This window comes from Nocardiopsis changdeensis (assembly GCF_018316655.1).
GTDB classification, from domain to species: Bacteria; Actinomycetota; Actinomycetes; order Streptosporangiales; family Streptosporangiaceae; genus Nocardiopsis; species Nocardiopsis changdeensis.
In genome coordinates this window covers 203,105-227,371 of sequence record NZ_CP074133.1, presented here as the reverse complement: position 1 = coordinate 227,371, position 24,267 = coordinate 203,105, and the positions used below count along the sequence as shown (strand labels likewise).

23 protein-coding genes are annotated in these 24,267 nt (G+C 73.9%); 8 read left to right on the top strand and 15 right to left on the bottom strand.

What is annotated here, in order from left to right:
- The first annotated feature begins 38 nt into the window (after positions 1–38).
- Positions 39–1,466, top strand: a complete 1,428-nt coding sequence (locus tag KGD84_RS01185; protein ID WP_220564281.1) for a cellulase family glycosylhydrolase — start codon at positions 39–41, stop codon at positions 1,464–1,466.
- A gap of 126 nt (positions 1,467–1,592) precedes the next feature.
- Here the strand turns inward: KGD84_RS01185 and hisG are convergent, their stop codons facing one another.
- The 3 genes from hisG to KGD84_RS01170 all read right to left on the bottom strand — a co-directional run bounded on the left by hisG (position 1,593) and on the right by KGD84_RS01170 (position 3,756).
- Entirely contained in the window at positions 1,593–2,447 is an 855-nt protein-coding gene (gene hisG / locus KGD84_RS01180; protein ID WP_220564280.1) for an ATP phosphoribosyltransferase, read from the bottom strand.
- Between the two features lie 77 nt (positions 2,448–2,524).
- The gene (locus KGD84_RS01175) at positions 2,525–2,788 is read right to left on the bottom strand and encodes a phosphoribosyl-ATP diphosphatase (protein WP_220564279.1); all 264 of its coding nucleotides are present in this window, start codon (positions 2,786–2,788) and stop codon (positions 2,525–2,527) included.
- A 140-nt stretch (positions 2,789–2,928) separates the two neighbouring features.
- Complete coding sequence (locus KGD84_RS01170) at positions 2,929–3,756, bottom strand: SDR family NAD(P)-dependent oxidoreductase (protein ID WP_220564278.1); 828 nt, start codon at positions 3,754–3,756, stop codon at positions 2,929–2,931.
- 141 nt (positions 3,757–3,897) lie between these two features.
- On the opposite strand from KGD84_RS01170, the gene KGD84_RS01165 reads away from it, so the two are divergent.
- Positions 3,898–4,599: a class I SAM-dependent methyltransferase gene (locus KGD84_RS01165; RefSeq protein ID WP_220564277.1), complete on the top strand. Its 702-nt coding sequence runs from the start codon at positions 3,898–3,900 to the stop codon at positions 4,597–4,599.
- A gap of 28 nt (positions 4,600–4,627) precedes the next feature.
- Here the strand turns inward: KGD84_RS01165 and KGD84_RS01160 are convergent, their stop codons facing one another.
- Positions 4,628–6,535, bottom strand: a complete 1,908-nt coding sequence (locus tag KGD84_RS01160; protein ID WP_220564276.1) for a hypothetical protein — start codon at positions 6,533–6,535, stop codon at positions 4,628–4,630.
- A 728-nt stretch (positions 6,536–7,263) separates the two neighbouring features.
- Here KGD84_RS01160 and KGD84_RS01155 point away from each other — a divergent pair.
- A complete protein-coding gene (locus KGD84_RS01155) occupies positions 7,264–9,630 on the top strand; it encodes a trehalase-like domain-containing protein (RefSeq protein WP_220564275.1) in 2,367 nt (788 codons plus the stop codon).
- Between the two features lie 73 nt (positions 9,631–9,703).
- Here KGD84_RS01155 and KGD84_RS01150 read toward each other — a convergent pair whose 3' ends face one another.
- Positions 9,704–10,489, bottom strand: a complete 786-nt coding sequence (locus KGD84_RS01150) for an SDR family NAD(P)-dependent oxidoreductase (protein WP_220564274.1) — start codon at positions 10,487–10,489, stop codon at positions 9,704–9,706.
- Between the two features lie 120 nt (positions 10,490–10,609).
- Between KGD84_RS01150 and KGD84_RS01145 the strand changes: the two genes are divergently transcribed.
- The gene (locus KGD84_RS01145) at positions 10,610–11,275 is read left to right on the top strand and encodes a TetR family transcriptional regulator (protein ID WP_220564270.1); all 666 of its coding nucleotides are present in this window, start codon (positions 10,610–10,612) and stop codon (positions 11,273–11,275) included.
- 137 nt (positions 11,276–11,412) lie between these two features.
- On the opposite strand, the gene KGD84_RS01140 is transcribed toward KGD84_RS01145, so the two are convergent.
- From KGD84_RS01140 to KGD84_RS01115, 6 genes are all read right to left on the bottom strand, one after another.
- A complete protein-coding gene (locus KGD84_RS01140) occupies positions 11,413–12,108 on the bottom strand; it encodes a hypothetical protein (RefSeq protein WP_220564268.1) in 696 nt (231 codons plus the stop codon).
- A 230-nt stretch (positions 12,109–12,338) separates the two neighbouring features.
- Positions 12,339–13,745 carry a dihydrolipoyl dehydrogenase gene (gene lpdA, locus KGD84_RS01135; protein ID WP_220564266.1) on the bottom strand — a complete coding sequence of 469 codons (1,407 nt, stop codon included), beginning with the start codon at positions 13,743–13,745 and terminating at the stop codon, positions 12,339–12,341.
- A 239-nt stretch (positions 13,746–13,984) separates the two neighbouring features.
- Positions 13,985–14,614 carry a hypothetical protein gene (locus KGD84_RS01130; protein ID WP_220564264.1) on the bottom strand — a complete coding sequence of 210 codons (630 nt, stop codon included), beginning with the start codon at positions 14,612–14,614 and terminating at the stop codon, positions 13,985–13,987.
- Between the two features lie 169 nt (positions 14,615–14,783).
- Positions 14,784–16,316 carry a hypothetical protein gene (locus tag KGD84_RS01125; protein WP_220564262.1) on the bottom strand — a complete coding sequence of 511 codons (1,533 nt, stop codon included), beginning with the start codon at positions 16,314–16,316 and terminating at the stop codon, positions 14,784–14,786.
- Between the two features lie 114 nt (positions 16,317–16,430).
- A complete protein-coding gene (locus tag KGD84_RS01120; protein WP_220564260.1) occupies positions 16,431–17,534 on the bottom strand; it encodes a winged helix DNA-binding domain-containing protein in 1,104 nt (367 codons plus the stop codon).
- A gap of 141 nt (positions 17,535–17,675) precedes the next feature.
- Complete coding sequence (locus KGD84_RS01115) at positions 17,676–18,902, bottom strand: Cmx/CmrA family chloramphenicol efflux MFS transporter (RefSeq protein ID WP_255646952.1); 1,227 nt, start codon at positions 18,900–18,902, stop codon at positions 17,676–17,678.
- A 319-nt stretch (positions 18,903–19,221) separates the two neighbouring features.
- Between KGD84_RS01115 and KGD84_RS01110 the strand changes: the two genes are divergently transcribed.
- Positions 19,222–20,049, top strand: a complete 828-nt coding sequence (locus KGD84_RS01110) for an alpha/beta fold hydrolase (protein ID WP_220564258.1) — start codon at positions 19,222–19,224, stop codon at positions 20,047–20,049.
- A gap of 60 nt (positions 20,050–20,109) precedes the next feature.
- Here KGD84_RS01110 and KGD84_RS01105 read toward each other — a convergent pair whose 3' ends face one another.
- The 3 genes from KGD84_RS01105 to KGD84_RS01095 are packed head-to-tail and all read right to left on the bottom strand — an operon-like array spanning position 20,110 to position 21,871.
- Positions 20,110–20,403, bottom strand: a complete 294-nt coding sequence (locus KGD84_RS01105; protein WP_220564257.1) for a hypothetical protein — start codon at positions 20,401–20,403, stop codon at positions 20,110–20,112.
- Entirely contained in the window at positions 20,400–21,308 is a 909-nt protein-coding gene (locus KGD84_RS01100) for a hypothetical protein (RefSeq protein WP_220564255.1), read from the bottom strand. Before KGD84_RS01100 ends, KGD84_RS01105 begins: the two co-directional genes overlap by 4 nt.
- Before the next feature lie 8 nt (positions 21,309–21,316).
- A complete protein-coding gene (locus KGD84_RS01095; RefSeq protein ID WP_220564253.1) occupies positions 21,317–21,871 on the bottom strand; it encodes an ATP-binding protein in 555 nt (184 codons plus the stop codon).
- 296 nt (positions 21,872–22,167) lie between these two features.
- Here KGD84_RS01095 and KGD84_RS01090 point away from each other — a divergent pair, with 296 nt between their 5' ends.
- Genes KGD84_RS01090 through KGD84_RS01080 form a run of 3 tightly spaced genes read left to right on the top strand, consistent with a single transcriptional unit; the run spans position 22,168 to position 23,328 of the window.
- The gene (locus tag KGD84_RS01090; protein WP_220564252.1) at positions 22,168–23,016 is read left to right on the top strand and encodes a helix-turn-helix domain-containing protein; all 849 of its coding nucleotides are present in this window, start codon (positions 22,168–22,170) and stop codon (positions 23,014–23,016) included.
- Between the two features lies 1 nt (position 23,017).
- Positions 23,018–23,134 carry a DUF397 domain-containing protein gene (locus KGD84_RS01085; protein WP_255646951.1) on the top strand — a complete coding sequence of 39 codons (117 nt, stop codon included), beginning with the start codon at positions 23,018–23,020 and terminating at the stop codon, positions 23,132–23,134.
- Positions 23,095–23,328 carry a DUF397 domain-containing protein gene (locus KGD84_RS01080; protein WP_338151200.1) on the top strand — a complete coding sequence of 78 codons (234 nt, stop codon included), beginning with the start codon at positions 23,095–23,097 and terminating at the stop codon, positions 23,326–23,328. Before KGD84_RS01085 ends, KGD84_RS01080 begins: the two co-directional genes overlap by 40 nt.
- A gap of 403 nt (positions 23,329–23,731) precedes the next feature.
- On the opposite strand, the gene KGD84_RS01075 is transcribed toward KGD84_RS01080, so the two are convergent.
- Positions 23,732–24,229 (bottom strand): carboxymuconolactone decarboxylase family protein, encoded by a 498-nt coding sequence (locus tag KGD84_RS01075; RefSeq protein WP_220564246.1) that lies wholly within the window; start codon positions 24,227–24,229, stop codon positions 23,732–23,734.
- Positions 24,230–24,267: the final 38 nt, after the last annotated feature.

The following is a 24,267-nucleotide window of genomic DNA, read 5'->3' as shown; positions in this document are numbered from 1 at the left end:
ACGTACGTCTCTTTTCCCCACCCCCCGAAGGACGCGACTTGAAACGTCTCGCGGCGGTCCTCGCCGTCCTGGTCCTGCTGCCCGGCCTGCTCGCCGCGGCCACCCGGCACAACCCCGGGCCCACCCGCTACATCACCGACGACCGGGGGCGCGCCCTGTTCCTGCACGGCTTCAACACCTCCGGCTCGGCCAAGTCCGACCCCGAGCGCCTCCCCTGGATCACCGAGGACGCCGTCCAGGCCGAGTACGACCTCATGGGGACCAACTTCGTCCGCTTCCTCATCCAGTGGCAGGCGCTGGAGCCCGAACGCGGCGTCTACGACGAGGACTACCTCGACGCCGTCGCCGAGCGCGTCGACTGGTACGCCGAACGCGGCTACCACGTCCTCCTCGACATGCACCAGGACCTCTACGGCCGCTACACCAGCCCCCAGGAGCACTCCGGCAACGGCGCCCCGCGGTGGGCCACCCACAACGACGGCCTGCCGGTGGAGTCCCAGGACATGTGGGAGCTGGTCTACCTGGAGCCGGGCGTCATGCGCTCCTTCGACCACTTCTGGAACACCACCGGCGAGCACCCGTACCTCATGGACGACTACGCCGCCGCCTGGAACCACGTGGCCACCCGCTTCGCCGACGAGCCCGCCGTCCTGGGCTACGACCTCATGAACGAGCCGTTCGGCGGCAGCCTCCAGGGCCCGGACTTCGAGGCCGGCCCCCTGGCCGAGCTGTACCGGCGCTGCCTGGAGCGCATCCGCGAGGCCGACCAGGACGCCTGGATCTTCGTCGAGGGCCAGGCCGTGGGCGTCAACTGGGGCTTCCCCTCCGCGCTCCCCCGCTTGGAGGACCCGCGCGAGGGCGGGCCCCGCATCGTCTACGCCCCGCACGCCTACCCGCTGCCCATGGACCTCGGGCGGCCCTACGAGGGCGACTCCCGCGCGACCGTGGACCGCAGCATCGACCTGTGGTCCGACAGCGTCCGCGTCACCGCCGAACGCCTGGGGGCGCCGGTCGTACTGGGCGAGTTCGGCCTGGACATGTCGGGCCCGGGCGCGGACGCCTACGTGCGCCGCATGCTGGAGGAGACCGAGTCGATGTCCTCCGGCCGCGCCTACTGGTCCAACGACCACGACGGCTGGGGGCCGTGGGCGGACACCGACCTCGCCCCGGGGCCGCTGGCGGAGGTCATGTCCCGCGCCTACCCCCGGGCGGTGGCGGGGCGGCCGGTGGAGGTCTCCTACGACGCCGCCCCGGCCCGGTTCCGGCTCCGGTTCACCGAACGCGAGGGCGTGTCGGGCCCCACCGAGATCCACCTCCCGGCGCACGCCTTCCCCGACCACGAGCTCACCGTGGACGCCCCGGACGGCTGGACCTCCGACTGGGACGCGGAGCGCCGCGTGCTGTCCGTCGAGATCCCGGACCACGGGGAGGGCACGGAGTACACCATCACCGTCGTTCCCGCCTGAGCGGCCCGCCCGGCCCGCACCGGCACCCCCGTCGGAGGGCGGCGGCCGCCCGCGCCCTCCGGAACGCATGCCCCGGACACGCGGAGGGGCCCGCGGTCGCCCGCGGGCCCCTCCCCCACCCGCCGCCTACAGGCGGCAGGCGTAGATGTCCGTCACCAGGATCGCCCGGGCGCCCAGCTGCCACAGGTCGTCCATGATCCGCTGGGCGTCCCGGCGCGGCACCATCGACCGCACCGCCACCCAGCCCTCCCGGTGCAGGGGGGACACCGTCGGGCCCTCCATGCCGGGGGTCAGCGCCACCGCCGCCTCCAGGCGCTCGGCGTGCACGTCGTAGTCCATCATCACGTAGTCGCGGGCGACCAGGACACCGCGCAGCCGCCGCAGCAGGGTGTCGAACTTGGCGTCGGGCCCGGCGTCCACGGGGCGGATCAGCACCGCCTCCGACACCAGGATCGGCTCCCCGAACGTCTCCAGCCCCGCCTGGCGCAGCGTGGTGCCGGTCGACACCACGTCGGCGACGGCGTCGGCCACCCCCAGCTGGACGGAGCTCTCCACCGCGCCGTCCAGGTGGATGACGCGCGCGTCGACCCCCTCCTTCTCCAGGTAGGAGCGGAGCAGCCCGTCGAACGACGTGGCGACGCGCTTGCCGTCGAGGTCGGCGACCGTCATGTTCGCGCCGTTGGGCGCGGCGAACCGGAAGGTGGACCCGCCGAACCCCAGCGGCAGCACCTCGTCCACGGGGGCGCCGGAGTCCAGCAGCATGTCGCGGCCGGTGATCCCGGCCTGCAGGATGCCCTCGCCGACGTACACGGCGATGTCCTTGGGGCGCAGGAAGAAGAACTCGGTCTCGTTGTCCGGGTCGACCATCACCAGGTCGCGGCTGCTCTTGCGCTGCCGGTAGCCGGCCTCGCGCAGCATCTCGACGGCGGGCTCGGACAGCTGGCCCTTGTTGGGCACGGCGATTCTCAGCATGTCGGGCATGTGTCTGGCTTTCGTGTTGGCTCTGCGTGTTCGAAGACGTCGAGCGGCCGTACGCGCCGTGGTCGGGGCGCGCCGACCTACAGATGCCTGTAGACGTCTTCCAGCCGCAGGCCACGGGCCAGCATCAGGACCTGGAGGTGGTAGAGGAGCTGCGAGATCTCTTCGGCGGCCTGCTCGTCGGATTCGTACTCCGCGGCCATCCAGACCTCGGCCGCCTCCTCGACGACCTTCTTGCCGATGGCATGGACGCCGGCGTCGAGCTGGGCGACGGTCCCGGACCCCTCGGGTCGGGTGCGCGCCTTCTCGGACAGCTCGGCGAACAGCTCTTCGAAGGTCTTCATGGTGTCTTTCCTCGACCGACAGTGCACTGACAAGCCTAGGCGTTGCGGCCACCATCCGCTGCACGCGGGGGCGGGAGTCTCACCATGCGGTCGGGGAACACGTCACATCCACCGCCGCGCCCGCCCCCGGCGGGGGCCCGTCACACCATGCGGCGGGCCACCAGCCGCACCAGGGAGCGCGGCAGGACCTTGAGCAGGCCGTCGGCGGTCTTGTACTGGGCACCGGGGACCACGTGGGAGCGCCCGGCCGCCCAGGCCCGCAGCGAGTCGCGGACGATGTGCTCCTTGGGCACGAACGCGAACTCGGGCAGCCCCTTCTCCTGGACGCCCCGGGTCATGTCGGTGCGCACGAACCCGGGCAGCACCACGGTGACGGACACGCCCCTGCCCCGCACCTCCGCGGACACGCTCTCGCTCCACAGGGTGAGGAACTTCTTGCCCGCCCCGTACACCGAACCGCCGGGGTTCACGGCGGGCTCCCCGGCCAGCGAGGAGACGGTGATGACACCGAGCCTGGCCTGCTCCCCGGCCTCGCGGCGGGCGATCTGCACCGGCAGCACGGCCCGGGTCAGCTGGAGGACGGCCCGCACGTTGAGTTCGAGCATGGCGTCGATGTCGGCGGGGTCCTGTTCGGTGAACGCTCCGCCGTCGCCGCGCCCGGCGTTGTTGACGAGCAGGTCGACGGCGGGTCGCTCCCCCGTGCCGTCGGCGGTGAGGCGCCCGGCGACCGCGTCCACCCCGCCGCGCGAGCCGAGGTCGGCGGGCAGGACCTCGACGGGGGTGCCGTAGATGTCGCGGATCTCCTCGGCCAGCGACTCCAGGAGCTCCTTGCGCCGGGCCACCAGCACCAGGCCGTAGCCGCGCTGGGCCAGGCGGCGCGCGTACTCCTCGCCGATGCCGGAGGAGGCGCCTGTCACCAGCGCCGTCCGGGGGTGCTCGGTACGGGTGCCCTCGTCCGCTTCGCTCATGGGGCCAGCCTAACCACCAGGGCCGGCGCGGTGCCGCGGCCGGGGTTCCCGCCGGGGCGGTGGGATGGTCCACACCCGCAATTCACGGCGCGGGAACACCGGTGTCTCCCATCGGAGGCCGCCAGGGGTTAGCGTTCGGTTATGTCCGAGACAAAGAGCACCGCCGGACCCCTCGCCGCCCTCGACGAACGCCTGCGCGACACCAGGCTGTTCTTCACCCAGGCGCTGCGGACGTTCCATGCCACCGGTTCCATCCTGCCCAGCAGCCCAGCGCTGGCCCGGGCGATGGCCGAACACGTCCGTGTCCGTCCGGTACCCGACGAGCCGCTGCGGATCATGGAGGTGGGCGCGGGCACGGGGGCCATCACCCGCGGGATCGCCGCCGCCATGCGTCCGGGGGACACCGCCGACCTGGTGGAGGCCAACCCCGAGTTCGCCGCCCACCTCGAACACCTGCTGGAGACCGACCCCGCGCTGTCACCGATCGCCGCTCAGGCGCGGGTGCACGCCAAGCTGGTCGGCGACATGGGCACCGACCGCACCTACGACGTGATCCTGTCGGGGCTGCCGTTCGCGAACTTCACCGCCGACGCCGTCCGGGAGATCCTGGAGTACTACTTCGAGGTGCTGCGCCCCGGCGGCCACCTCTCCTTCTACGGCTACCTGTACACGAAGGAGGTGAAGGCGGTCATCGCCCGGCGCGAGGACTACCTGCGCCAGGCGCGCACCAGCTGGGTGGTGCAGGACTGGATCGACCGGTACGGCGTCCGGTCCGACCGGGTGATCGCCAACGTTCCGCCCGCGTTCGTGCACCACCTGCGCAAGCCCGAGAAGACCTCGTGACCGCCGGGGCCCGCCCGGTGCGGGCCCCTCAGCCCCCTCCTCCGATCCGGGCGACCGCGTCGCGCAGCAGGGCGGTCAGGTCCCGGTCCTGGGCGATACCGCGCCTGCTCAGAGCCCGCGGCGACACGTGGGCGGTGCGGTCGGAGCCGAGCAGCGCGCGCAGCCGCGGCAGCGCCCGCCCGGCGGGGGGGCCGATCCCGCCGAGCAGGCGCACGGCGGCCGTGCCGGTGCCGGTGAGCACCCGCTCCCCCAGGTAGGGGTGGTCGGTGTCGAGCAGCGCGGCGAGCACCGCACGCGTGTCCCCGGTGACCCGCCACAGGGCGTGCAGGGCCCGGGCGTCGTGCGCCCCCCGCAGGTCCGTGTACTCCCGCAGGTCGGCCTCGTAGCGGGCGGCGGCGGGACCGGCCTCGGCGAGCAGCGCCCACTCCCGATCGTGCCACCGGGCGCCGAAGGGGCCCAGCAGGTCCAGCGCCGCCCCCGTGTCACCGGTGAGCCGCAGGTACGCGTGGGCCCGTCCGGGTCCGGCCGCGGACTCCCGCACCCGGTCGGCGTGCCGCGCCGCGGCGGGGCCGATCGCGGCCAGCGCCGCCACCAGGCCGGGGTCGCGGTCGCCGCCGCCGAGCAGGCCGGCGACCGCGTCGGCCAGCGGGGCCGCGCGGGGACCCCAGGCCGCCAGGGCGGGGGCCGCCCACCGGGCCTCCCAGGGGTCGCCCCCCATCCGTTCGCGCAGGTGCGGCAGCAATTCGTCGGCCCAGGGCGCGAACGCCTCCATGGCCTCCTCGAACGTCGGGTCCCAGCCCCACGGGTCCCTGGAGGGGACCGGGTCGAACCCGAACAGCGGCAGGCCGGAGCGGGCCGGGAGGAGCGCGGGCGCGCGGGGGTCGCGGAGCCGGGCCAGGGCGAGCAGCGCCTGCGCGTCGCCGCCGGGTTCCGCGGCGATGCCGGCCAGCCGGTCCGCCCACGGGAGCGCATGTTCCCCGACCGCGGACAGCGACCGCACCGCCCACCGCCGGACCTCCGGGTCGGGGTCGTCCAGCAGCGGCGCGACCCGCCCGGCCCAGGGCCCGGCCGCCGAACGGAACTCCCCGACCAGGTCCAGCGCCGCCCGCACGGCGGCCGCGCGCACCCGTGCGTCGGCGTGCCCGAGCAGGTCCCGGGCGACCCGCTCCCGCCCGTCGCGGTCCAGCGCCCGGTGGATCCAGACCTGGGCGTAGCGGAAGCGCCGGTCGTCACAGCCGTCGGCGCCCAGCCCGGCGGCCCGGAACCACCGGGGGCGCGGCTCCCGGACCAGGTCGTCCATGGCGGCCCGGGCGGTCGGCACCGGGTCCCCGAAGGCCCCGGAACCGACCAGTACCCGCTCGTCGCGGTCCCCGTTCTCGAACCGGTCGCGCAGCCACCCCGGAACCGGTCCGCCCCTCCCGGTGAGCCGGACGGCGGCGGCCAGGAGCCGGAGCCGGACCCCGGGGTCGGCCTCGGCCCCGTGGCGTTCGCGCAGGGCCTCCACCACGGCGGCGTCCCCGCCCCGCCCCCGGGCCAGGGCCTCGGCGGCCTTGACGCGCACCTCGGGGCAGGGGTCGGCCAGCAGGGAGAGCAGCACCTCCCGCACGGTGGCCGGTGCGGGCAGGTCCCAGCCGGAGCACACGTCCCCGACGAGGTCGAGGGCGTCCAGCCGGACCTGGCTCGGGCGCCCGGCGTCGGCGGCCGCCCGCGCCAGGAACGGCAGCGCCGCGGGCACCGCCGACGGGAGCCGGTACCCGTACCCCCGGTCGGCGAGGCTCACGCAGAGGTCCTCCAGCGCCTCGACGGCCTCCGCGGGGTCCCCTGTGAGCGCCGCCGCGAGGTCGTCGCGGACCCCGGTGCCGTCCTGTCCGTGGCAGTCCACGAGATCGCCCCAGGGCACCCCGTCCAGCCCGCGCAGGCGTTCGTCATCGGCCATGGGAACCACCGAACAGCTCCGCCCGCCGCAACGCAAGCCCTTTCGGAGGTCGTGCCTCACCCTCCTCCGACACGCGCGATGGCCCTGTCGAGCAGCGCCAGCAGTTCCCGATCATGGAGGACGTCCCGCCATCCGGAGCCGGGCCGCCCCTGCCGCCACGGCCGCCGCGGGGCGGCCCACAACCGCCGCAACAGCGGCAGGGCGGGCGCGGCCGCCGCGCCCATCTCCCCCAGCGCCCGCGCCGCTCCCCGCCCGGCTCCCGCGGGTCGGCGCCGACGAAAAATCCCGATCGGCCGGTGGCACACCGCACACCATCCTCTCGGCCAAGAAGGGGAAGAGTCCCGGTCAAGTCGGCTTTGCGTGCTTTCTCCGCATTCGCAACGCTCGGCGCCCGCTTCCATCTCGGACACACCCTCGCCATTCACCCGAAACACCTCTAGAGTGACCTGCATCACGCCCCCCACGGGCCTCAGGGGCAACAGACCGCAGGTAGTCTCGCGTTGACTTCCGGAGGACCGGATCTTGACGCTGCGCGCGATCCCTTTCATCCACATCCGCGTTAAAAGTTCCTGAGATCTGCTTCAAGTCCCCTGAGGCCCCACCCGTGCCACAAGCCCCGGGTTCTACGTTTTCCACACCAGTCTCGTGTGAACCCGGCGTATGCGCACGGAGTCCTACAGATCACCCATTTTTCCCAGGTCGTTGCGTGGACCAGCGGAGGAGGCACAGTGACGCTCACCCAAACGGTGAACGCGGCCCCGGGCATGCCGGAAGAGCCCACCGGCGTGACCCCCGACCCCTTGTCCACCGATGCGCGCCGACGGGTGTCGGCACTGGCCCGCACCTCCCGGCTGCTGGTGGCCTGCGACTACGACGGAGCCCTGGCCCCGCTGGACGCGGACGGCCGCCCCGACCGCCGCCCGCTGCCCGAAGCAGTGCGCGCCCTGCGCGAGCTGGCCGAGCTCCCCGGCACGGTGTGCGCGGTCATCTCCGCCCGTCCGCTGCGCGACCTGGCCGCCCTGTCCCGGCTGCCCGGCGAGGTGCGCCTGGTCGGCGCCCACGGCACCGAGTTCGACACCGACCTGACCGCCGACCCCTCCGCGCACGGCAAGGCCGAGGCCCTGGAGGTCCTGCGCGGGCAGGTCGAGGCCACCGCGGTGCTGTACATGGGCGGCGGCGACGGCGAGGAGCCCGTCTTCCTGCACCTGTCCGGCGCCGACGCCGGGATCCGGGTCGGCGACACCACCGAACCCTCCGTGGCCGCCCACCGGGTGGCCGACACCCCGGCCGCCGCCCAGCTGCTCTCCCTGCTGGCCGCCGAGCGCCGATCCTGGGTGTTCGGGGAGCGCCCCACCCCGATCGAGCGCATGTCGCTGCTGTCCAACCGGTCCTCGGTCGCCCTCGTGGGCCCGGACGCCCGCCTGCTGTGGCTGTGCCACCCCGAGCCCGACTCCCCGGCCCTGTTCGCCGAACTGCTGGGCGGCCGCTCCGCCGGGGTGTTCGCGATCGCCCCCGCCCACAAGGGCCTGCCCCTGGGCCAGCGGTACGAGCGCGACACCATGACGGTGCGCACGCGCTTCTCGCGGCTGGAGGTCATCGACTACCTGGCCACCGACACCGCCCCGGGCCGCACCGACCTGGTGCGGGTGATCACCGGGACCACCCCGGCCGTGGTGGAGTTCGCCCCGCGCCCCGACTTCGGCCGCGCCCCGGTGCGCATCACCCCCAAGGACGACGGCCTCGTCGTCGAGGGCGCCGAGTTCCCCATCGCCCTGTACTCGCCCGGCGTGTCCTGGCGCATCGACCACGACGGCGTGGACGACATCGCCTACGCCACCGTCCAGCCCACCTCCGAGCGCCCCGTGGTGCTGGAGCTGCGCTGCGGTACCGACTCCCTGGCCCCCGGCGACCTCCCCGAGGCCGAGCGGCGCCGCACCGGCGAGGCCGAGTGGGCCGACTGGCTCGGCGGGCTGTCCCTGCCCGAGACCGAGAGGCGGCTGGTGGCGCGCTCCGCGCTGACCCTGCGCGGGCTGTGCACCCCCACCGGCGGCGTCATGGCCGCGGCCACCACCTCCCTGCCCGAGGAGATCGGCGGCATCCGCAACTGGGACTACCGGTACTGCTGGCTGCGCGACGGGGCCCTGACCGTCCAGGCCCTGGTCGACCTCGGCTCCACCGCCGAGGCCGAGGCGTTCCTGGACTGGGTGCACCGCGTCGTGGAGACCCTCCCCGGCCCCGAGCTGCTCAAGCCCCTGTACTCGCTGCGCGGCACCGACCTGGGCCCCGAGGAGGTCATCGACTCCCTGTCCGGCTACGCCGGGTCCCGCCCCGTCCGGGTCGGCAACCTCGCCGACCACCAGGTACAGCTCGACGTGTTCGGCCCCGTCGTGGAGCTCATCGCCCACCTCGCCCGGGTGCGCGGCACCCTGGCCGACCGCGACTGGGAGCTGGTCCAGGAGATGGCCCACGCCGTCGCCCGGCGCTGGCAGGAGCCCGACCACGGCATCTGGGAGGAGCGCGACGAGCCCCGGCACCGCGTCTACTCCAAGGTCATGTGCTGGCTCACCCTGGACCGCGCGCTCACCCTGGCGGCCGCCTACGACCGCGCCCCCGACCCCGGCTGGGAGCCCCTGCGGGCACAGATCGCCGCCGAGGTCGTGGACAAGGGGTGGAACGCGGACGCGCAGGCGTTCACCACCGCCTACGACGGCACCGACCTGGACGCGGCCTCGCTGCACATCGGGCTGTCCGGGCTCATCGACCCCTCCGACGAGCGGTTCCAGGCCACCGTGACCGCCATCGAGGCCGAGCTGCGCAGCGGCCCCACCGTGTACCGGTACCACCGCGACGACGGCCTGCCCGGCGGCGAGGGCGGCTTCCACCTGTGCACGACCTGGCTGATCGAGGCCTACCTGGCCACGGGGCGCCGCGCTGAGGCCGAGGAGCTGTTCGCTCACCTGGTGGACTGCGCCGGTCCGACCGGCCTGCTGCCGGAGGAGTTCGACCCGGTGACCGAACGCGCGCTGGGCAACCACCCGCAGGCGTACTCCCACCTGGGCCTGATCCGCTGCGCCCGCCTCCTGGACCAGGGCTGACCGACTCCGAGAACAAGGGAAGGGGCCGTGCCGCGGAACATCCGCGGCACGGCCCCTTTCTCGCTCCCCGGGATCAGAAGTGGGTGCCGCCGTCGACGCGGACCTCGGTCCCGGTGATGAACGCGCCGTCGTCGGAGGCCAGCATCGCCACCACCGACGCCACCGTCTCCGGCCCGGCGAACCCCTGTCCGAGGGCGGGGCCGAGCTTGGCGAACAGGGCCATGTCGGCGTCGTCGGGCAGTCCGGGCCCGCGGCTCTGACCGCTGGCGCCGCTGCCGTCGGTCATCCCGCTGGAGATGGAGCCGGGCTGCACGGCGGTGAAGCGGATCCCGGCGCCGGCGAACTCCGACGCCAGCGCGTGGGTCATCGACTGGATCCCGCCCTTGCTGGCCGCGTACGCCGCCATGTAGGGGTGGGCGAACGCCGCCGAGGTGGAGCTGAAGTTCACCACGGCGGGGCCGTTCCCCCGCTTCAGCTCGGGCAGCGCCTCGCGGATCACCAGGAACGTGCCGACCAGGTTGACGCGCAGGACCCGCTCGAAGTCCGCCAGCGCCGTCCGCTCGGTGTGCGAGGAGCGCAGGATCCCGGCGGCGTTGACGAGCGCGTCGAGCCCGCCCAGTGCCTCGACGGCGATGCCGACGCCGGTGCGCACCGAATCCTCGTCGGAGACGTCCAGGAACACCGTGGTCAGCCGCTCGGCCAGGTCCCCCGCGCGGTCGACGGTGTCCTTGAGCCCGGCCTCGCTGACGTCGGCGGCGACGACGCTGCCGCCCTCGGCCAGCATGCGCAGCACGGTGGCCTGGCCGATGCCCGACCCGCCGCCGGTGACCAGGACCCGTCGTCCCTCGTAACGGTTCACGGCCCTTACCTCCTCCGCCGCGTCCGGCCGGGCGCGGCCTCGTGCATGAAATGTCCATTTGGCACAACATGCCACTTCGACTTTTTATGCCGCCTTGGGAGGGACTTAGGATCGAGCGCGATGGTCACCGCAGAATCCGGGGGGTCCCGCCCCTCCCTCACCGCCCGCCGCAAGGCCGCGACGCAGGTGGAGATCGCCCGGGCCGCCGCCCGGCTCTTCGCCGAGCGCGGCGTCGACAACACCACCGCCGAGGACATCGCCGCCGCCGCCGGCGTGGCGCTGCGCACGTTCTACCGGTACTTCCGCACCAAGCAGGACGCCGTCGCCCCGCTGCTCAGCACCGGTGCGCAGCACTGGCGGGACGCGCTGGCCGCCCTGGAGGAGCCCGCCGGCGACGGCGGGCCGGCCCCGGGGCTGCCCGAGGCCGTCGAGCGGTCCGTCGTGGACGCCCTGACGCCCGGCGGGCCGGAGGAGGAGCGCGCCCTGGAGTGGACGCGCGCGCTGCTGCGCGCCGCCCGCGAGGACGCCACCCTGCGGGCCGTCTGGTACCGGGTCAACCAGGAGTCGGAGGAGCTCCTGGTACCGCTGCTGGCGGCGGCCGCCGGCCGCCCCGACGACGACCTGACGGTGCGCCTGGCGGCGGCCGCCGTCACCGACGCCATCCGCCTGTCCATGGAGACCTGGTCCGCCGGGGACGCACCGCCCGGCGGAGAGGACGGCCCCGCCGCCCTGGCCGCGCGCTGCCTGCACGCCCTCGCCGGGGGGCTGCCCGACCTCCTGCGCTGACCGGGGGGCCGACCTGGACATCGGTGATCAACCCGCCCCAGCGCAGCGCCCCCCTGCGCCGACCGGGAGCGGACACGGCGGAGGCCGCCGGCGGTGCCGGCGGCCTCGACGTCCGTGATCCCTGCGTGCGGCCGGGGTCAGCCGCGCACCCGCTCCGCGGCCAGCATCACCACGCGCTCCAGGTCCTCGCGCGGCACTTCCCCGCCGTAGGCGATCGCGGTCACGTACAGCTCGCCCGGCAGCGACAGGTACAGGTGGCGGGTGCCGCCGTCCACCGTGCCCACGTACTCCAGGTCGCCGCCCAGGGAGTCGGACTCGTCCGTGTGGTAGGTGTCGACGTCCACGTCGATGTCCACCTCCCAGTTCATCTCCTCCTCGGCGCCCGGCACCGCCACCACGTCGGGGCTCAGGCTCGGGTCGACGTTGAGGGTGAACACCAGGGTGAACGTGGCCGCGCCCGGCGTCCCGGAGCCGTCGCTGAACGAGCAGGTCAGCTGCTCGGCGTCGGCGAACCCCTCGACCTCGCCGCGGTCCTCGGCCAGCACGGTCCCCGGCGCGAGGTCCCCGACGACCTCTGCTGCGCCGACCTCCGCGCACGACTCCGGCAGCGCGTACTGCGCGTCCTCCTCCTGCCCCTCCCCGTCCTCCGGGCTCGGGCTCGCGCTCGCCTCCGGGCTCGGGGACGCCTCCCCGTCCCCGGAGAAGAGGCCGAAGTCCGTGTCGAACTCGTCGAACTCGACGACGTCGCAGCCGACCAGGACGAATCCACCGATCACGGCGGCGGCGACGGCCGTGCCCAGGCACGACAGGGGGGAGGACGGGATCAGTCGCATGGGTGGCTCTCGGTGTCGGGAGTGTGCCGGACGAAAGGGGACGGTTCCGGCGGGGGACACAGGGAAACTTAGCAAGTCCGCCGCGGTCCGGCACAACAGGACGACGGACGCCCGCCGGGGCCGCGGCCGCGCCCGGCGCTCCCGGCACCGGACACGGGGAAGGGCGCCGGGGACCGGCCCCGGCGCCCTTCGTTCCGCACGCCGCGGGACGGACCCCCGCGGCGGACGGCCTAGAAGTTGATCATGTGCCCGGACAGCCCGTGCACGGCCTCCTTGACGGCCTCGCTCAGCGTCGGGTGGGCGTGGATGTTGCGCGACACCTCGTGGACGGTCAGGTCCCACTGCTGGGCCAGGGTCAGCTCCGGCAGCAGCTCGGTGACGTCGGGGCCGATCATGTGGGCGCCCAGGATCTCCCCGTACTTGGCGTCGGAGAGGACCTTGACGAACCCGCGGCTGTCGCCGATGCCGTGCGCCTTGCCGTTGGCCATGAACGGGAACTTCGCGACCTGCACGTCGAACCCGGCCTCGCGGGCCTCGTTCTCGGTGTAGCCGAAGCTCGCGATCTGCGGCTGGCAGTAGGTGGCGCGCGGGATGAACTTGTAGTCGATCTCCTGGGTCTCGGCCCCGGCGATGGTCTCCACCGCGACGATGCCCATGGCCTCGGCGGTGTGGGCCAGCATCAGCTTGGCGGTGACGTCGCCGATCGCGAAGATGTGCGGCACGTTGGTGCGGCCCCGGCCGTCGATGGCGATGGCGCCCCGCTCGGTGAGCTCCACGCCGGTCTTCTCCAGGCCGTAGCCCTCGACGTTGGGCGCGAACCCGATGGCCTGGAGCAGCTTGTCGGCCTCCAGGACCTGCTGGTCGCCCCCGGTGGTGGTGACGGTGACCTTGACGTTGCTCCCGGTGTCCTCGACGCCCTCCACGCGGGTGGAGGTCAGGACCTTGACGCCGAGCTTCTTGTAGGCGCGGGAGAGCTCCTTGGAGACCTCCTCGTCCTCCAGGGGGACGATGCGGTCCAGGAACTCGACGATGGTGACGTCCACGCCGTAGTTGGCCAGGACGTAGGCGAACTCGACGCCGATGGCGCCCGCTCCGGCGATGATGATGCTGCCGGGCAGCTCGGACTCGAGGATCTGCTCCTCGTAGGTGACGACCCGCTCCGACAGCTGCGTGCCGGGCAGCAGCTTGGTGGAGGAGCCGGCGGCGATCACCGCGTGGTCGAAGGTGACGGTCTCGCTGGAGCCGTCGCCGCCCGCGACCTCGATGGTGTGGTCGTCGACGAAGGTGCCGCGGCCGTCGATCTCGGTGATCTTGTTCTTCTTCATGAGGAAGTGGACGCCCTTGACGCGGCCGTCCGCGACCTCGCGGCTGCGGCTGAACGCCTTGCCGTAGTCGAACTCGACCTTGCCGTCGACCTTGATGCCGAAGAGGTCGGCCTCGTTGGTGAAGAGGTGGGCCAGCTCCGCGTTGCGCAGCAGGGCCTTGGAGGGGATGCAGCCCACGTTGAGGCAGACGCCGCCCCAGTACTTCTCCTCGATGACGGCGGTGTTCAGGCCGAGCTGGGCGGCCCGGATCGCGGCGACGTAGCCGCCCGGGCCCGCGCCGAGAACGACCAGATCGAAGTGTCGCTGCCCCATGACGGGATCTCCTTGAGTGTGCTCGTGACTCACCCAGCGCGGTCGGCCTGCCGGGGTGTCGGATTGCCGAACGCCAGCCTAGTCGGGTCCGTGCTCCCTGTGGGCGACCACGGCTGCCGTGCCGGTCGGACACCGGCCCCCGGGGCGTCCACCTGCGTATTCCCGCCCGGGCCCCGGCCCGCCGCCGACGCGGCGCCGTCCGCGCCCACGGCGCGCGGACCCGCCGGCCCGTTCCCGGATCAGGGGGTGGTGGGGAACTCGTAGTCCTCGGGATGGAACTCGACGACCACGGGCTCGACGCCCTCCTCCTCGCGTGCCGTATGGGCGTCGACGCACGCCTGGTCGCAGTCGTTGACCAGGGGCGGGCGCTCCTGGGGCGTGTTGAGGATGTCGTCGAGGATCTGCGCGCGCGGGTCCTCCCCTCCGGAGGTGCCGCCGCTCCCGTCGGCGGGCGCGGTGCCCTCGACCGGTGCGCCGACGGGGCCCTGGGCGGGAGCCGTCGCGTCGCCGCCGGCCACGGGGTCGGCGGCGGTCCCCTGGGGGACACCCTCGCCGGGGTCCGCGAGCAGCGGCGTGGTGCGGCGTTCGCCGGTGTCCCGGTCGGGCCCGGACTCGGCCGTCCCGGTCGTGGCGGCCGGCGCGAACGCGTCGGCGACCTCCACTCCCAGGTAGGCGGTTCCGCCCACCACCAGCCCGGCGGCCGCCACCAGCGCCACCCGGGCCGCCCACGACTTCGCAGGGCCGGAAGCGCTCTCCACGACGCCGGCGGTGTCCGGGACCGCCGCGGTCCCGGCGTCCCCGTCCTCCCCGGCGGGGCCGCCCGCCGTCTCGGGCTCCTCCGGCCCGGGGGTCCGGGGGGTCTCGGTCACGGCGTCCCCAGCGGCCGCCGAGTCTCGGGCGGGCTCGACAGGCTCGGCGGGGGCGGATTCCGGGGCAGCGGTCCGGGCGGGCTCGGGCATGGGGGGTCTCCGGGTTCGGTGTTCGGGGGATACCGGGTGCGCTACGGCGTGCCCGGGTGCCGCCTTCGGCGGCGGGGTCTCACGGGCTCGGCGCGGGTCCGGGCGGGGGCGGCCACTTCCAGTGCGGGGCCCACGCCCAGCTGTCCGACACCCCGGGCGGCAGAGGCGGCATCAGGTGCGCGCCCGGCGGGCGGCCGTCGTCGGGCGGGATGTACCCCCGGGGCTCGGGTTCGGGTTCGACGGCCGACCACGGGTCGGGCGCGCGCTCGACGAGCGGCCACGCCTCGATCTGCGGCTCGACCCGGGGCTCGGGCCGCGGCGCGGGGTCGTCGGCCCACCCCACCGCCTCGCGCGGGTACGCCTCGGCCCACGGGCCGTCCGGCGACGCCTCCTGCGGGAGCCCGCCCGGCAGGTCGTCCGACAGGACGTCCGGCTCCAGGGCCGGGAACGTCGACGACAGCGGCCCCGCGTCGACCTCCTCGAAGTGCGCGGCCACGCCGAAGTGCCGGGGCGGCCGGTGCGCTCCGGTGTCCCCGTGTTCGATGGCGGGCGCCAGCGGGTGGCGCACCGATCCGGCCGGGTGCATCCGCGACCACCACCCGGTGGCCTCGTCCGGGTGCAGCTCCTCGACGATCGTCAGGCTGCCCGGGATGTGCGCGTGGCGCCGCCCCGCCCGCCACGAGTGGGCGAGCGTCTGCGGTTCCAGCACCAGCACACGCTCCCCGTCGACGAAGGGGATGTCCGCCGGGCACGCCTCGTTGCCGACCCAGGTCCCGTCACCGCCGACCAGGTCCCACTCGCCGCGCACCACGTCCGCCAGCGGGTCCGGGGCGCCGTCCAGGCAGGCGGCGGTCCACCGCGGGTCCGGCCGGGTGCCGGGCAGCCGCTGCCCCTCCTTGCCGATGAGCGCGTCGGCCAGCAGCGTGTGCAGCTGGAAGTTGTCGCCGATGCCGTCGAACCGGACGCGGAAGGCCCGCCAGGAGGCCCGGTCCAGCACCAGCGCGCTGTCCGCCTCGGCCATCTTCAGGAGTTCGCCGACCTCGGTGAACTCGGGCAGCCGGGTGGAGAGGGCGTGCACGATCTGGCTCAGGCCCTCCAGGGCCCCGGAGTCGGCGCGCACGGCCGCCCGCACCCGGGAGTCGCCGAGCATGGCCTTGGCGGCGAGCCCGTAGCGCAGGCAGGTCCACCAGCCGACGGTGGCCAGGGGCGCGTTCTCGCCCAGGACCTCCTCGACCCGCTGTTCCTCGGCCTCGCCCACCTCGCCGGGGTGCGGCGGGGGGCCGCCGCCGGTCTTGTCCCAGGCGTGCATGAACGCGGCCGCGGCCTGTCCGTAACTGCCGAGCTGGCGCAGCACCTCCAGCCCCACCTGCCCCGCGGGCGCACCGGCCTCCACCAGCGCGCCGGCCAGGACCGCGAGGTCGGCGGCGATGCCGGCCACGGGTTCGCAGTCCGACAGCACGGGGGCCAGCGCCTCCATGGCGACGGCCAGCTCCTCCTGCGGGACCTGGGAGGAGAGCCGGAAGACGTCGTGCACGGCCGCGGGAAACCCGGGAGCCTGTTCGGCGGCGGTGTCGAGCACGCGTTGGAACGCGGCACGGAACTCTTCAGTCACCCGAGAATCCTTCCATATCACCCCGTATTGTCCGTGGTCCGGAGGCATACGTCCACATCAGGGCACCCACGGGCGAAGCGGGCAGGCGATACGGTCCGGGGAACCGGTGCGGGATCAGGGTTCGACGAACCGGATCCCGTGTCCCCCGGGTTCCAGGAACGCCAGGGTGCGCTCGCCCTCGGCGGCGACCGCCTCGCGGTCCGCGGCGGTGATCGGCTCGAACAGGGAGACCTCCAGGTGGGGCTCGGCCCCCCGGGCGCGCACCACCTTCCAGGAGGCGCGGACGAACCCGTCCACCAGGACCGTCCCCGGGGGCATGCCGTTGCGGGAGACCAGGCGCGCCCGGTGCTCGTGCGGCAGCACGCGGCTGCGGTCGGCGTGGCCGCGCAGGACGTTGTCGAAGTCGTAGAGGAAGCGGACCGGGGCCTCGGTGTCCTCGTCGGGCCGGGGCGCGTCGGGGAGGTCGAACAGGACGGTGCCGTCCTCGGCCCGCAGTTCGACGAGGCGGTCCCGCAGGCCGTCGAAGACCGGCTTGAACCGGGTGAGCGAGGACCACGCCTGCATGTCCTTGACGCTCGCCGGGCCGAACGCCGCCAGGTAGCGCAGCACCAGGCCCTCCGGGTCGGGGTCGGCGTCCATGGCCAGCCCGGTCCAGGTGTCGGCGGGCGCGAACGCGGGCGCCCCGGTGGCGCCCCACACCCCGCGCGGGGGGATCTGCACGAGGGGGAGCCGGTCCTTGACCGCTTGGGCGAGGTGCTCGCCGCCCACCCGGGGCCACCGCTCGGAGAGGTGTCCGGCCAGGTCGTTCGGGGTCATGGGGCGGGCGAGCAGGAGGTCGTACCCGGCGCGGGCGACGGCGTCGAGGTCCATGCCGCGGGTGGCCTGGCCGTGGCGGCTGCCCGAGAACCCGCGGTCGATGGCGGGCTGCACGGTGGGGCGCAGGAAGCGGCAGTCCCGCGGGGTGACGAGGTGGAGGGTGCCGCGCATGAGGGTGACGCGGACCAGTTCGCCGTCGGTGAGCATGCGGCCGACCCGGTGGGGGTCCAGGCCCTCGATGCGGTTCTCCAGCCCCAGGTACCAGGTGTGGGTGGTCTGGGCCTGGAGGCCGACCAGGTGGGTGACCACGTCCGCCACGGGCAGGCCGGTGCGGGAGAGGAGGAGCTGCCGGTCGAGTGTGGCCCGGTTCAGCGCGCGTGTGCGCAGGACGGTCCCGGCCATGGACGGCTCCCTCGACGGACTCGGCGGCGGGCGTTCCCCGCACTGTACCGTCCGCCCCCGACATTTCCCGGGCCGTGCCGGGGCCGCCTCCCCGCCCGTGGCGGGCGGGGAGGCGGCCGCTCGCGTCGGCCGTCCGCGGACTCAGTCGCGGACGTCGTCGGGCGCCGGCGCACCCGCCGTCCGGGCGGCCGTCCGAGCGGCGGCCAGGGCCTGGACGCCGCCCGCGGCGAGGGCGGCGAGCACCAGGGCCACCGCCACCAGCACCGGGCCGTGCGCCCCGGCCGCGGCGTAGGCGATCCCGCCCAGCACGGGCCCGGCGACGGCGCCCAGGTTGAGGGCCGCCGTCGCGAACGAACCGCCCATGGTGGGCGCCTCCGCGGCGTTCGCCATGATACGGGCGATGAGGGTGCCGCCCACCGCGAACGACAGCGCGCCCGCGAGGGGGACCAGCGCCACCACGGCGGCGGCGTGCGCAGCGGTGGCGGCGAGGAGGCCCCAGCACGCCGGCAGCCCGCATCCGCCCCAGAGGAGCAGCGTCCGCCAGTGCCGGTCGGCGAAGGCCCCCGCCGCCCGCACCCCGGCGAACGCCCCGGCCCCGAAGAGCGCCAGCACCACCGGGACCGCGCCCGGCGACAGCCCCGCCGCGTCCGTCACCAGCGGGGCGAGGTAGGTGAACACGCAGAACGTCGCACCGTTGACGAGCACGGCGAGCAGCAGGACGACCTGGAGGCGGGCGCGGCCGAGGACCGCGAGCTCGGCGCCCGGGCCGGGGGCACCGGCGCCGGGCAGGTCATCCCGGTCCGCGTCCGGCCGGGTGCCGCCGGCCCGGTTCGGGGTGGCGACGGCCACCGCGACGAGCGCGGGCAGCGAGACCGCGGCCACCGCCCACAGCGTCGACCGCCAGCCGAACCCGGCCCCCAGGACCGCCCCCAGCGGGGCCCCCGCGACCAGCGCCAGCGTGGTGCCGCCGAGCACCACCGCCAGCCCGCGGGCCCGCAGGCCCGCGGGCACCACGGCGGCGACCACGGCCAGGGCGACCGCCAGGAACCCGGCGTTGGCCAGGGCCGCGACCACCCGGGTGGCGAGCAGGACGGAGAAGTCGTCGGTGAGGGCGCCCACGCCGTGGCCGGCGGCGAACAGGCCGAGGAAGCCGGTCAGGGTCCACCGCGGTGACCACCGGCGGCCCAGCGCGGCCATCACGGGCGCGCCGACCACCATGCCGACGGCGAAGGACGAGGTCAGCAGCCCCGCCTGCGGAATGGAAACGTCCAGGTCGGCGGAGACGGCGGGCAGCAGCCCGGCGAGCATGAACTCCGACGTGCCCTGCGCGAAGACCGCGAGGGCGAGCATGTACAGCAGGAATGGCACGGGTGTCTCCCGAGAGCGTCGTGTGAAGGGAAGGCGGGCACGCGGCACCGCCGGTGTTCACGAGCGCATGGGAGGCAGACCCCGCTGCGGGGGCCTGGGATCTCGGCCGACGGCTGAGGGCGTCGGCGGCGTCACGTGCCTACCGGCGGACCGGCGGCACGTGTCTGGACGCTTCGGGAGAGGACACGGAACAGAACCTATCCCCCGGCCCCGGGCCGGTGTCCACACGTTTTCCGGTCCACGCGCTCCGTGCCGGCCGCTCCGGAATCCACCCTGTGGACGACCCTCCTCCGGCCCCGATCTCCGGCACCCTGGAACCATGGACGTGAAAAAGATGTTCGAGTGGCGCGGGCACCGGATCGCCTGGGGGCTCCGGGGTGCGGGACCGCCCCTGGTCATGTGCCACGGCACACCGTGGTCCTCGCGGCTCTGGTCGCCGTTCGCCGACGCGCTGGCCCGCGACTTCACCGTGTACCTGTGGGACATGCCGGGTTACGGCGCCTCCTCCAAGGACCCGGGGAACCCGGTCGACCTGGGGGTGCAGGGCGAGGCGTTCGCGGCGCTCCTGGACCACTGGGGGCTGGAGCGCCCGCGCGTCATCGCCCACGACTACGGCGGCGCCGTCTCGCTGCGCGCGGCGCTGCTGCACGATGCCGCGTACCTGGCGCTGTGCCTGGTGGACGTGGTGGCGCTGCGACCGTGGGGGTCGCCGTTCTTCCGGCTGGTGCGGGAGAACGCGTCGGTGTTCGCCCGCCTGCCGGACGCGGTGCACGAGGGGGCCCTGCGCGCCTACATCGCCGGGGCGTCACACCGGGGGCTGCGGCCCGAGGACCTCGACGCGCTGGTCGGCCCGTGGCTGGGCGAGGAGGGCAAGGAGGCGTTCTACCGCCAGATCGCCCAGGCCGACGAGCGGTTCACGGAGGAGGTCGAACCGCACCTGGCGGAGCTGCCGTTCCCCGTGCACATCGTGTGGGGGACGGAGGACACCTGGATCCCGGTCGACCGCGCCCACCGGCTGCGGGAGGCGATCCCGGGCAGCACGCTGTCCCTCGTCCCGGAGGCCGGGCACCTGATCCAGCTGGACGCCCCGGTCGCCCTGGCCGACGAACTCCGCCGCTGGTCGGCCACCCGACCACCCGTGTCCTGAACCGGACCCCGCGTCCCGCCGGGGCCCGGGGCGGGACGCGGGGCCGGTGCCTGGCCGGGGTCAGCGATGGGCGGAGTGGAGGTGGTCGAGGACGGAACGGTGTGCGGGGCCCGTGTGCAGGCCGCGCAGGGTGTGCACCAGGCGAAGGATCGCCTCGGCGTCCTCCGCGGTGCCCTCCGCCAGGTCGTACACCATCTCCAGGGAGGCGATGACCTCCTCCAGGGTCGGCTGCGGGATCGGCCACTCCCAGCCGGTCGTCCGCGTCGCGGCCTCCCGGTGCGCGCCACGGGTCGTGTCCTTCCGGTCCTGGAGCATGAGCAGCGCCTCGTGCACGGTCGCGGGCTCGGTTCTCACGGTGCCGAACCCCCGCGCGCGTGTCCCCCGGCCCCGAGGGGTCCCCACACCTGCGGAGGCGGTCCCTCTCCAGGGATCACCACCGCGCGGGTCCCGGTGCGCGGGCCGCGCAACCGCGCGGTCACGGCGGCGCGGTCGTCGGCGCCGCCGAGCCGGGCGTGCCGGAGGCCCCTGGAGCCGGTGCGCACGGGAACGTCCCCGGTGCGGACGCCGCCGCGCGCGAACGCGCCCGGGTCCGTCCGCTCCGCCTCGGGCACGACGTGCGCGGGGAGGGACCCGGTGCCGTCGGGTGCGCCGAGGGCACGGGGAAGGCGCCCCGCGGCACGCGTGCCGACGGCGGTCCGGCCATCGATGGCGGTGGCGCCTGCCCGAGGCGGATGGACATCGGCCCCGGCCGCCCCCGCCGAAGCGGTACGGCCGTCGGCTCCGGTGTCCCCTGCCGGGGAGGGGCGGCCGGGGGAGGTCATCGGCGGCACCGGCTCCGTCGCGGGCGCCCACATCGCGTGCGCCTCCGCCACGGGTGCCTCCGCCGTGGGCGGGAGCGGGGCGGGGACCGGTGTGGGCACGGGGCGCTGTGTCGGCGTCTCAGCCTGCGGCGGGAGCGGTGCGGTCGAAGGGCGGCGGTGCGCGCCGGTGGTCCGGGCGCCGTCCCCGTCACGCCGGGGAGCCGGCGCCCACGCCCTCCCCGTGTCCGCGCCGAGAAGCCGTTCGGCTTCGCGCAGCCGTTCCACCAGTCCCTCCGCCGTGGGTGCGCTCTGCCAGCGGACCACGGCCGCCCCCTGGTAGAACGCCACGTACGCGCGCAGGGCCGGGGCCCACATCACCGTCCACATCCGGCCCGCCTCGGCGTTGAGCCGCCGGGCCGCCTCGTACTGTTCACCGTCGTCGGCGCGGTTCCAGGACATGGCCGGGCTCACCCGCGATCCAGCTCGAACCAGACCGTGGTCCGCCCGCCCTCGGACAGGGTCCCCCACCTGTCCGCCTGCATGGCGACGAGCCTCAGCCCGAACCCGCCCTCCCGGTCCAGGTCCTGTTCGCGCACGTGCGGGGTCCCGACACCGCCGCCGCGCGGCCCCTGGTCGGTCACCCTGACCTGCACCCGCCCCCGGAGCCGGTGCAGGGTCACCACGACCCGGCCCCCGGGGAGCCCGCTGCGCGTGTGCCGGACGGCGTTGGTGAACAGCTCGCTGACCAGGCCCTGAAGGACGTCGGTCTGCGCCTCGGGTAGCAGCGCGAGCGCGGAGAGCTGCCGCCGCAGCACCCCCGTCTGCTCGGCGACGCCCGGGACCGTGATGGAGTGCCCCAGTTCCCCGCTCTCGACGTCCACGAGGATCGCGACCCGGTCGCGCGGGTCGGCGGTCCGGCGCTGGAGCGGAATCCTGCCCGGCGGCGCGGTACAGGGCGGTCGCGGCACCACCTCTTCGATGTCGTCGCTGGAGGCCGTGTTCCGCTCTCGACGGGGTTCCATGCGGGTCACCGATCCCATTCTGCGCTCATCCGCCTTCCGCACCGTTGTCCGACGACGCCGAGAACCACCCAGAAGAACCGAGAAGGGTACAAAGACCCTTTCGGTCACCGTGCGCCTTCGTGACAACACCTTGGGCCAGCGGTTCGGGGAAAGGCCAGCGAATCAACCACAGGGACAACATTTCGGTGAATCGGTTGCGGGCGGTTGAGAGGGCGTTGCATCGTGGTTATCCCCGGTTTCCCCCTCCTTTGAGCAGGTGACGAATGTCGGATCGCCGCAAGCCCGAATGGGCCAGGGTGGGCAAGGAACTCAAGGCCCTCCGCCGCAAGGCCAAGCTGACCCAGGCGGAGCTGGCGCCCTACGCCAGCGTGGTCGCCGCTCACGTATCCGCCTGGGAGAACGGCAAGCGGGGCATGAGCGAGGACCAGGTGACCCTCCTCGACCAGGCCCTCCAGGCCAACGGCCAACTGGTCCGCGCGTGGGAGAGGAGCCAGGAGACCGAAACCATCCCACCCTGGTACAAAAAGGTCCCGAAGCTGGAGCAGAAATCAACCGAGCTCCGCGAGTACCAGTCTCAGATCTTTCCCGGACTGATCCAGACGCCCGAGTACGCCCGCACCACGATTCGCGACTCCCTGCCGTGGGCCAGCACCTCAGTAGTGGAAGAGATGGTGCTGGCGAGGAAAAAGAGGCAAGAGATACTTATGAGGGACCACCCTCCGCTAGTGTCTATCGTGGTAGAGGCGTTCGTCCTAGACCTCATCATGGGGGACGAACGTACTCAAATCACCCAGTTGGACTGGGTCCTCCAGCTTGCCGAGGAAGGCAGGATCCGCTTCCAGGTCACACCCCCGCGGTCCCACTATCACCCCGGGACCGCAGGCCCGTTCCGGATCTACACCTTTCCCGACAATCCGCCGCTGGCCTCCGCCGAGTACGCGAGCGGTGAGGTGCTCATCGACGATCAAGAGACCGTGCAGAAGTGCATGACCATCTTTGGGCTCCTGCAAGCCGAGGCACTGTCCATGGGCGCCAGCGTCGAATTCGTCAGGAAGGTCAGGGAAAGCATTGAAGAGCAGGCACGAGTCCGGTCGGCCGCTGTGGCACAAGAGCAGCTACAGCTCGGGGCAGGGCAGCTGCGTTGAGGTGGCGGAGGGACAGAGCGTCCTCGTCCGGGACACCCAGAACCGTCCTCTCGGACACCTCGACTACTCCGCCGAAGCGTGGGCATCCTTCCTCCAGGGCGTGAAGCTCCACGCCTGAGCCCGAGCGAGAGGATCGCCGTGGAGAAGTGGCACAAGAGCAGCCACAGCAGTGGAGAAGGCAGTTGCGTCGAGGTCGCCGAGGGGCCTCTCGTCCTTGTCCGTGACACCCAGAACCGCCCCCTGGGCCACCTCGACTACAACCCCGATGCCTGGACCGCGTTCCTCCACGGCGTGAAGAATCGGGCCTCCTAGGCTTCGACCCCGCTCAACGGCCGACCGGTACCCACCGGTCGGCCGATTTCTCTTGCTTGTCCCCCGAAAACCGCATCCCGGGCATGAGCCGACCGATACCCACCGACCTCGGACGCTTCGCGCCGCATCGACGCCCCGGCCACGCGTTCCGCCCCGGCCACGGACCGGTACCGGAAATTCGTCCACAGCCTGTGGATATCTTCCGACCCACCAGGAGACCCCGCCCCCAGCCCGCCACCGCCGACCGAAGCCGGTCGCCGCGGGGACGGGCGGCCTCCCCATGCCCGCCCCGCGCCCGCCCCCGCCCAACGCGAAGCCCCCGTGCTCCGGTCGGAGCACGGGGGCTTTCCTCGGTCGGCGTCACCCCGGGACGGGCTTCGCCGACCTCATGGGGTCCGGGCCGCTACGCCCTCCACTGCTCCGCCGGGGACACCCCGGGCAGGGGCTTGCCGATGAGGGCCAGCGGCAGGAAGAAGCAGACCTGGCCGATCGCCATGATCAGCGTGGCGAGCGCCTTGTCGTCGTAGTGCTGCGAAGCCCTGGCGTACAGCTCGTCGGGGACGCGCTCGCCCGACGCGTTCGGGGTCAGGACGGATTCGACCAGCTCCAGCGCGACCCGTTCGGCGTCGGAGAAGTAGGGCGCGTCCCGCCAGGAGGCCACGGCGGTGATCTGCTCCTCGGTCGCCTCCGCCCGGCGGAGGTTGCCGGTGTGCAGGCTCGTCAGGTAGGTGCTGCCGGCGATCTGCCCGGCGCGCAGCTGGACCAGGCCGATGGTGGTCCGCGGAACCGTGCCGTTCCCGGTCGCCTTGAACAGGGCGCCGGCGATGTCCTTGAGCTCGGGGACGAGCGCGACGGGGTCGGGGAGGCGCGACTGGCGGTTCTGCTGCTCGGTGGCGGTCATGGTGGTGTTTCCTTCCGTTCGGTGTTCTGCCTCTATGA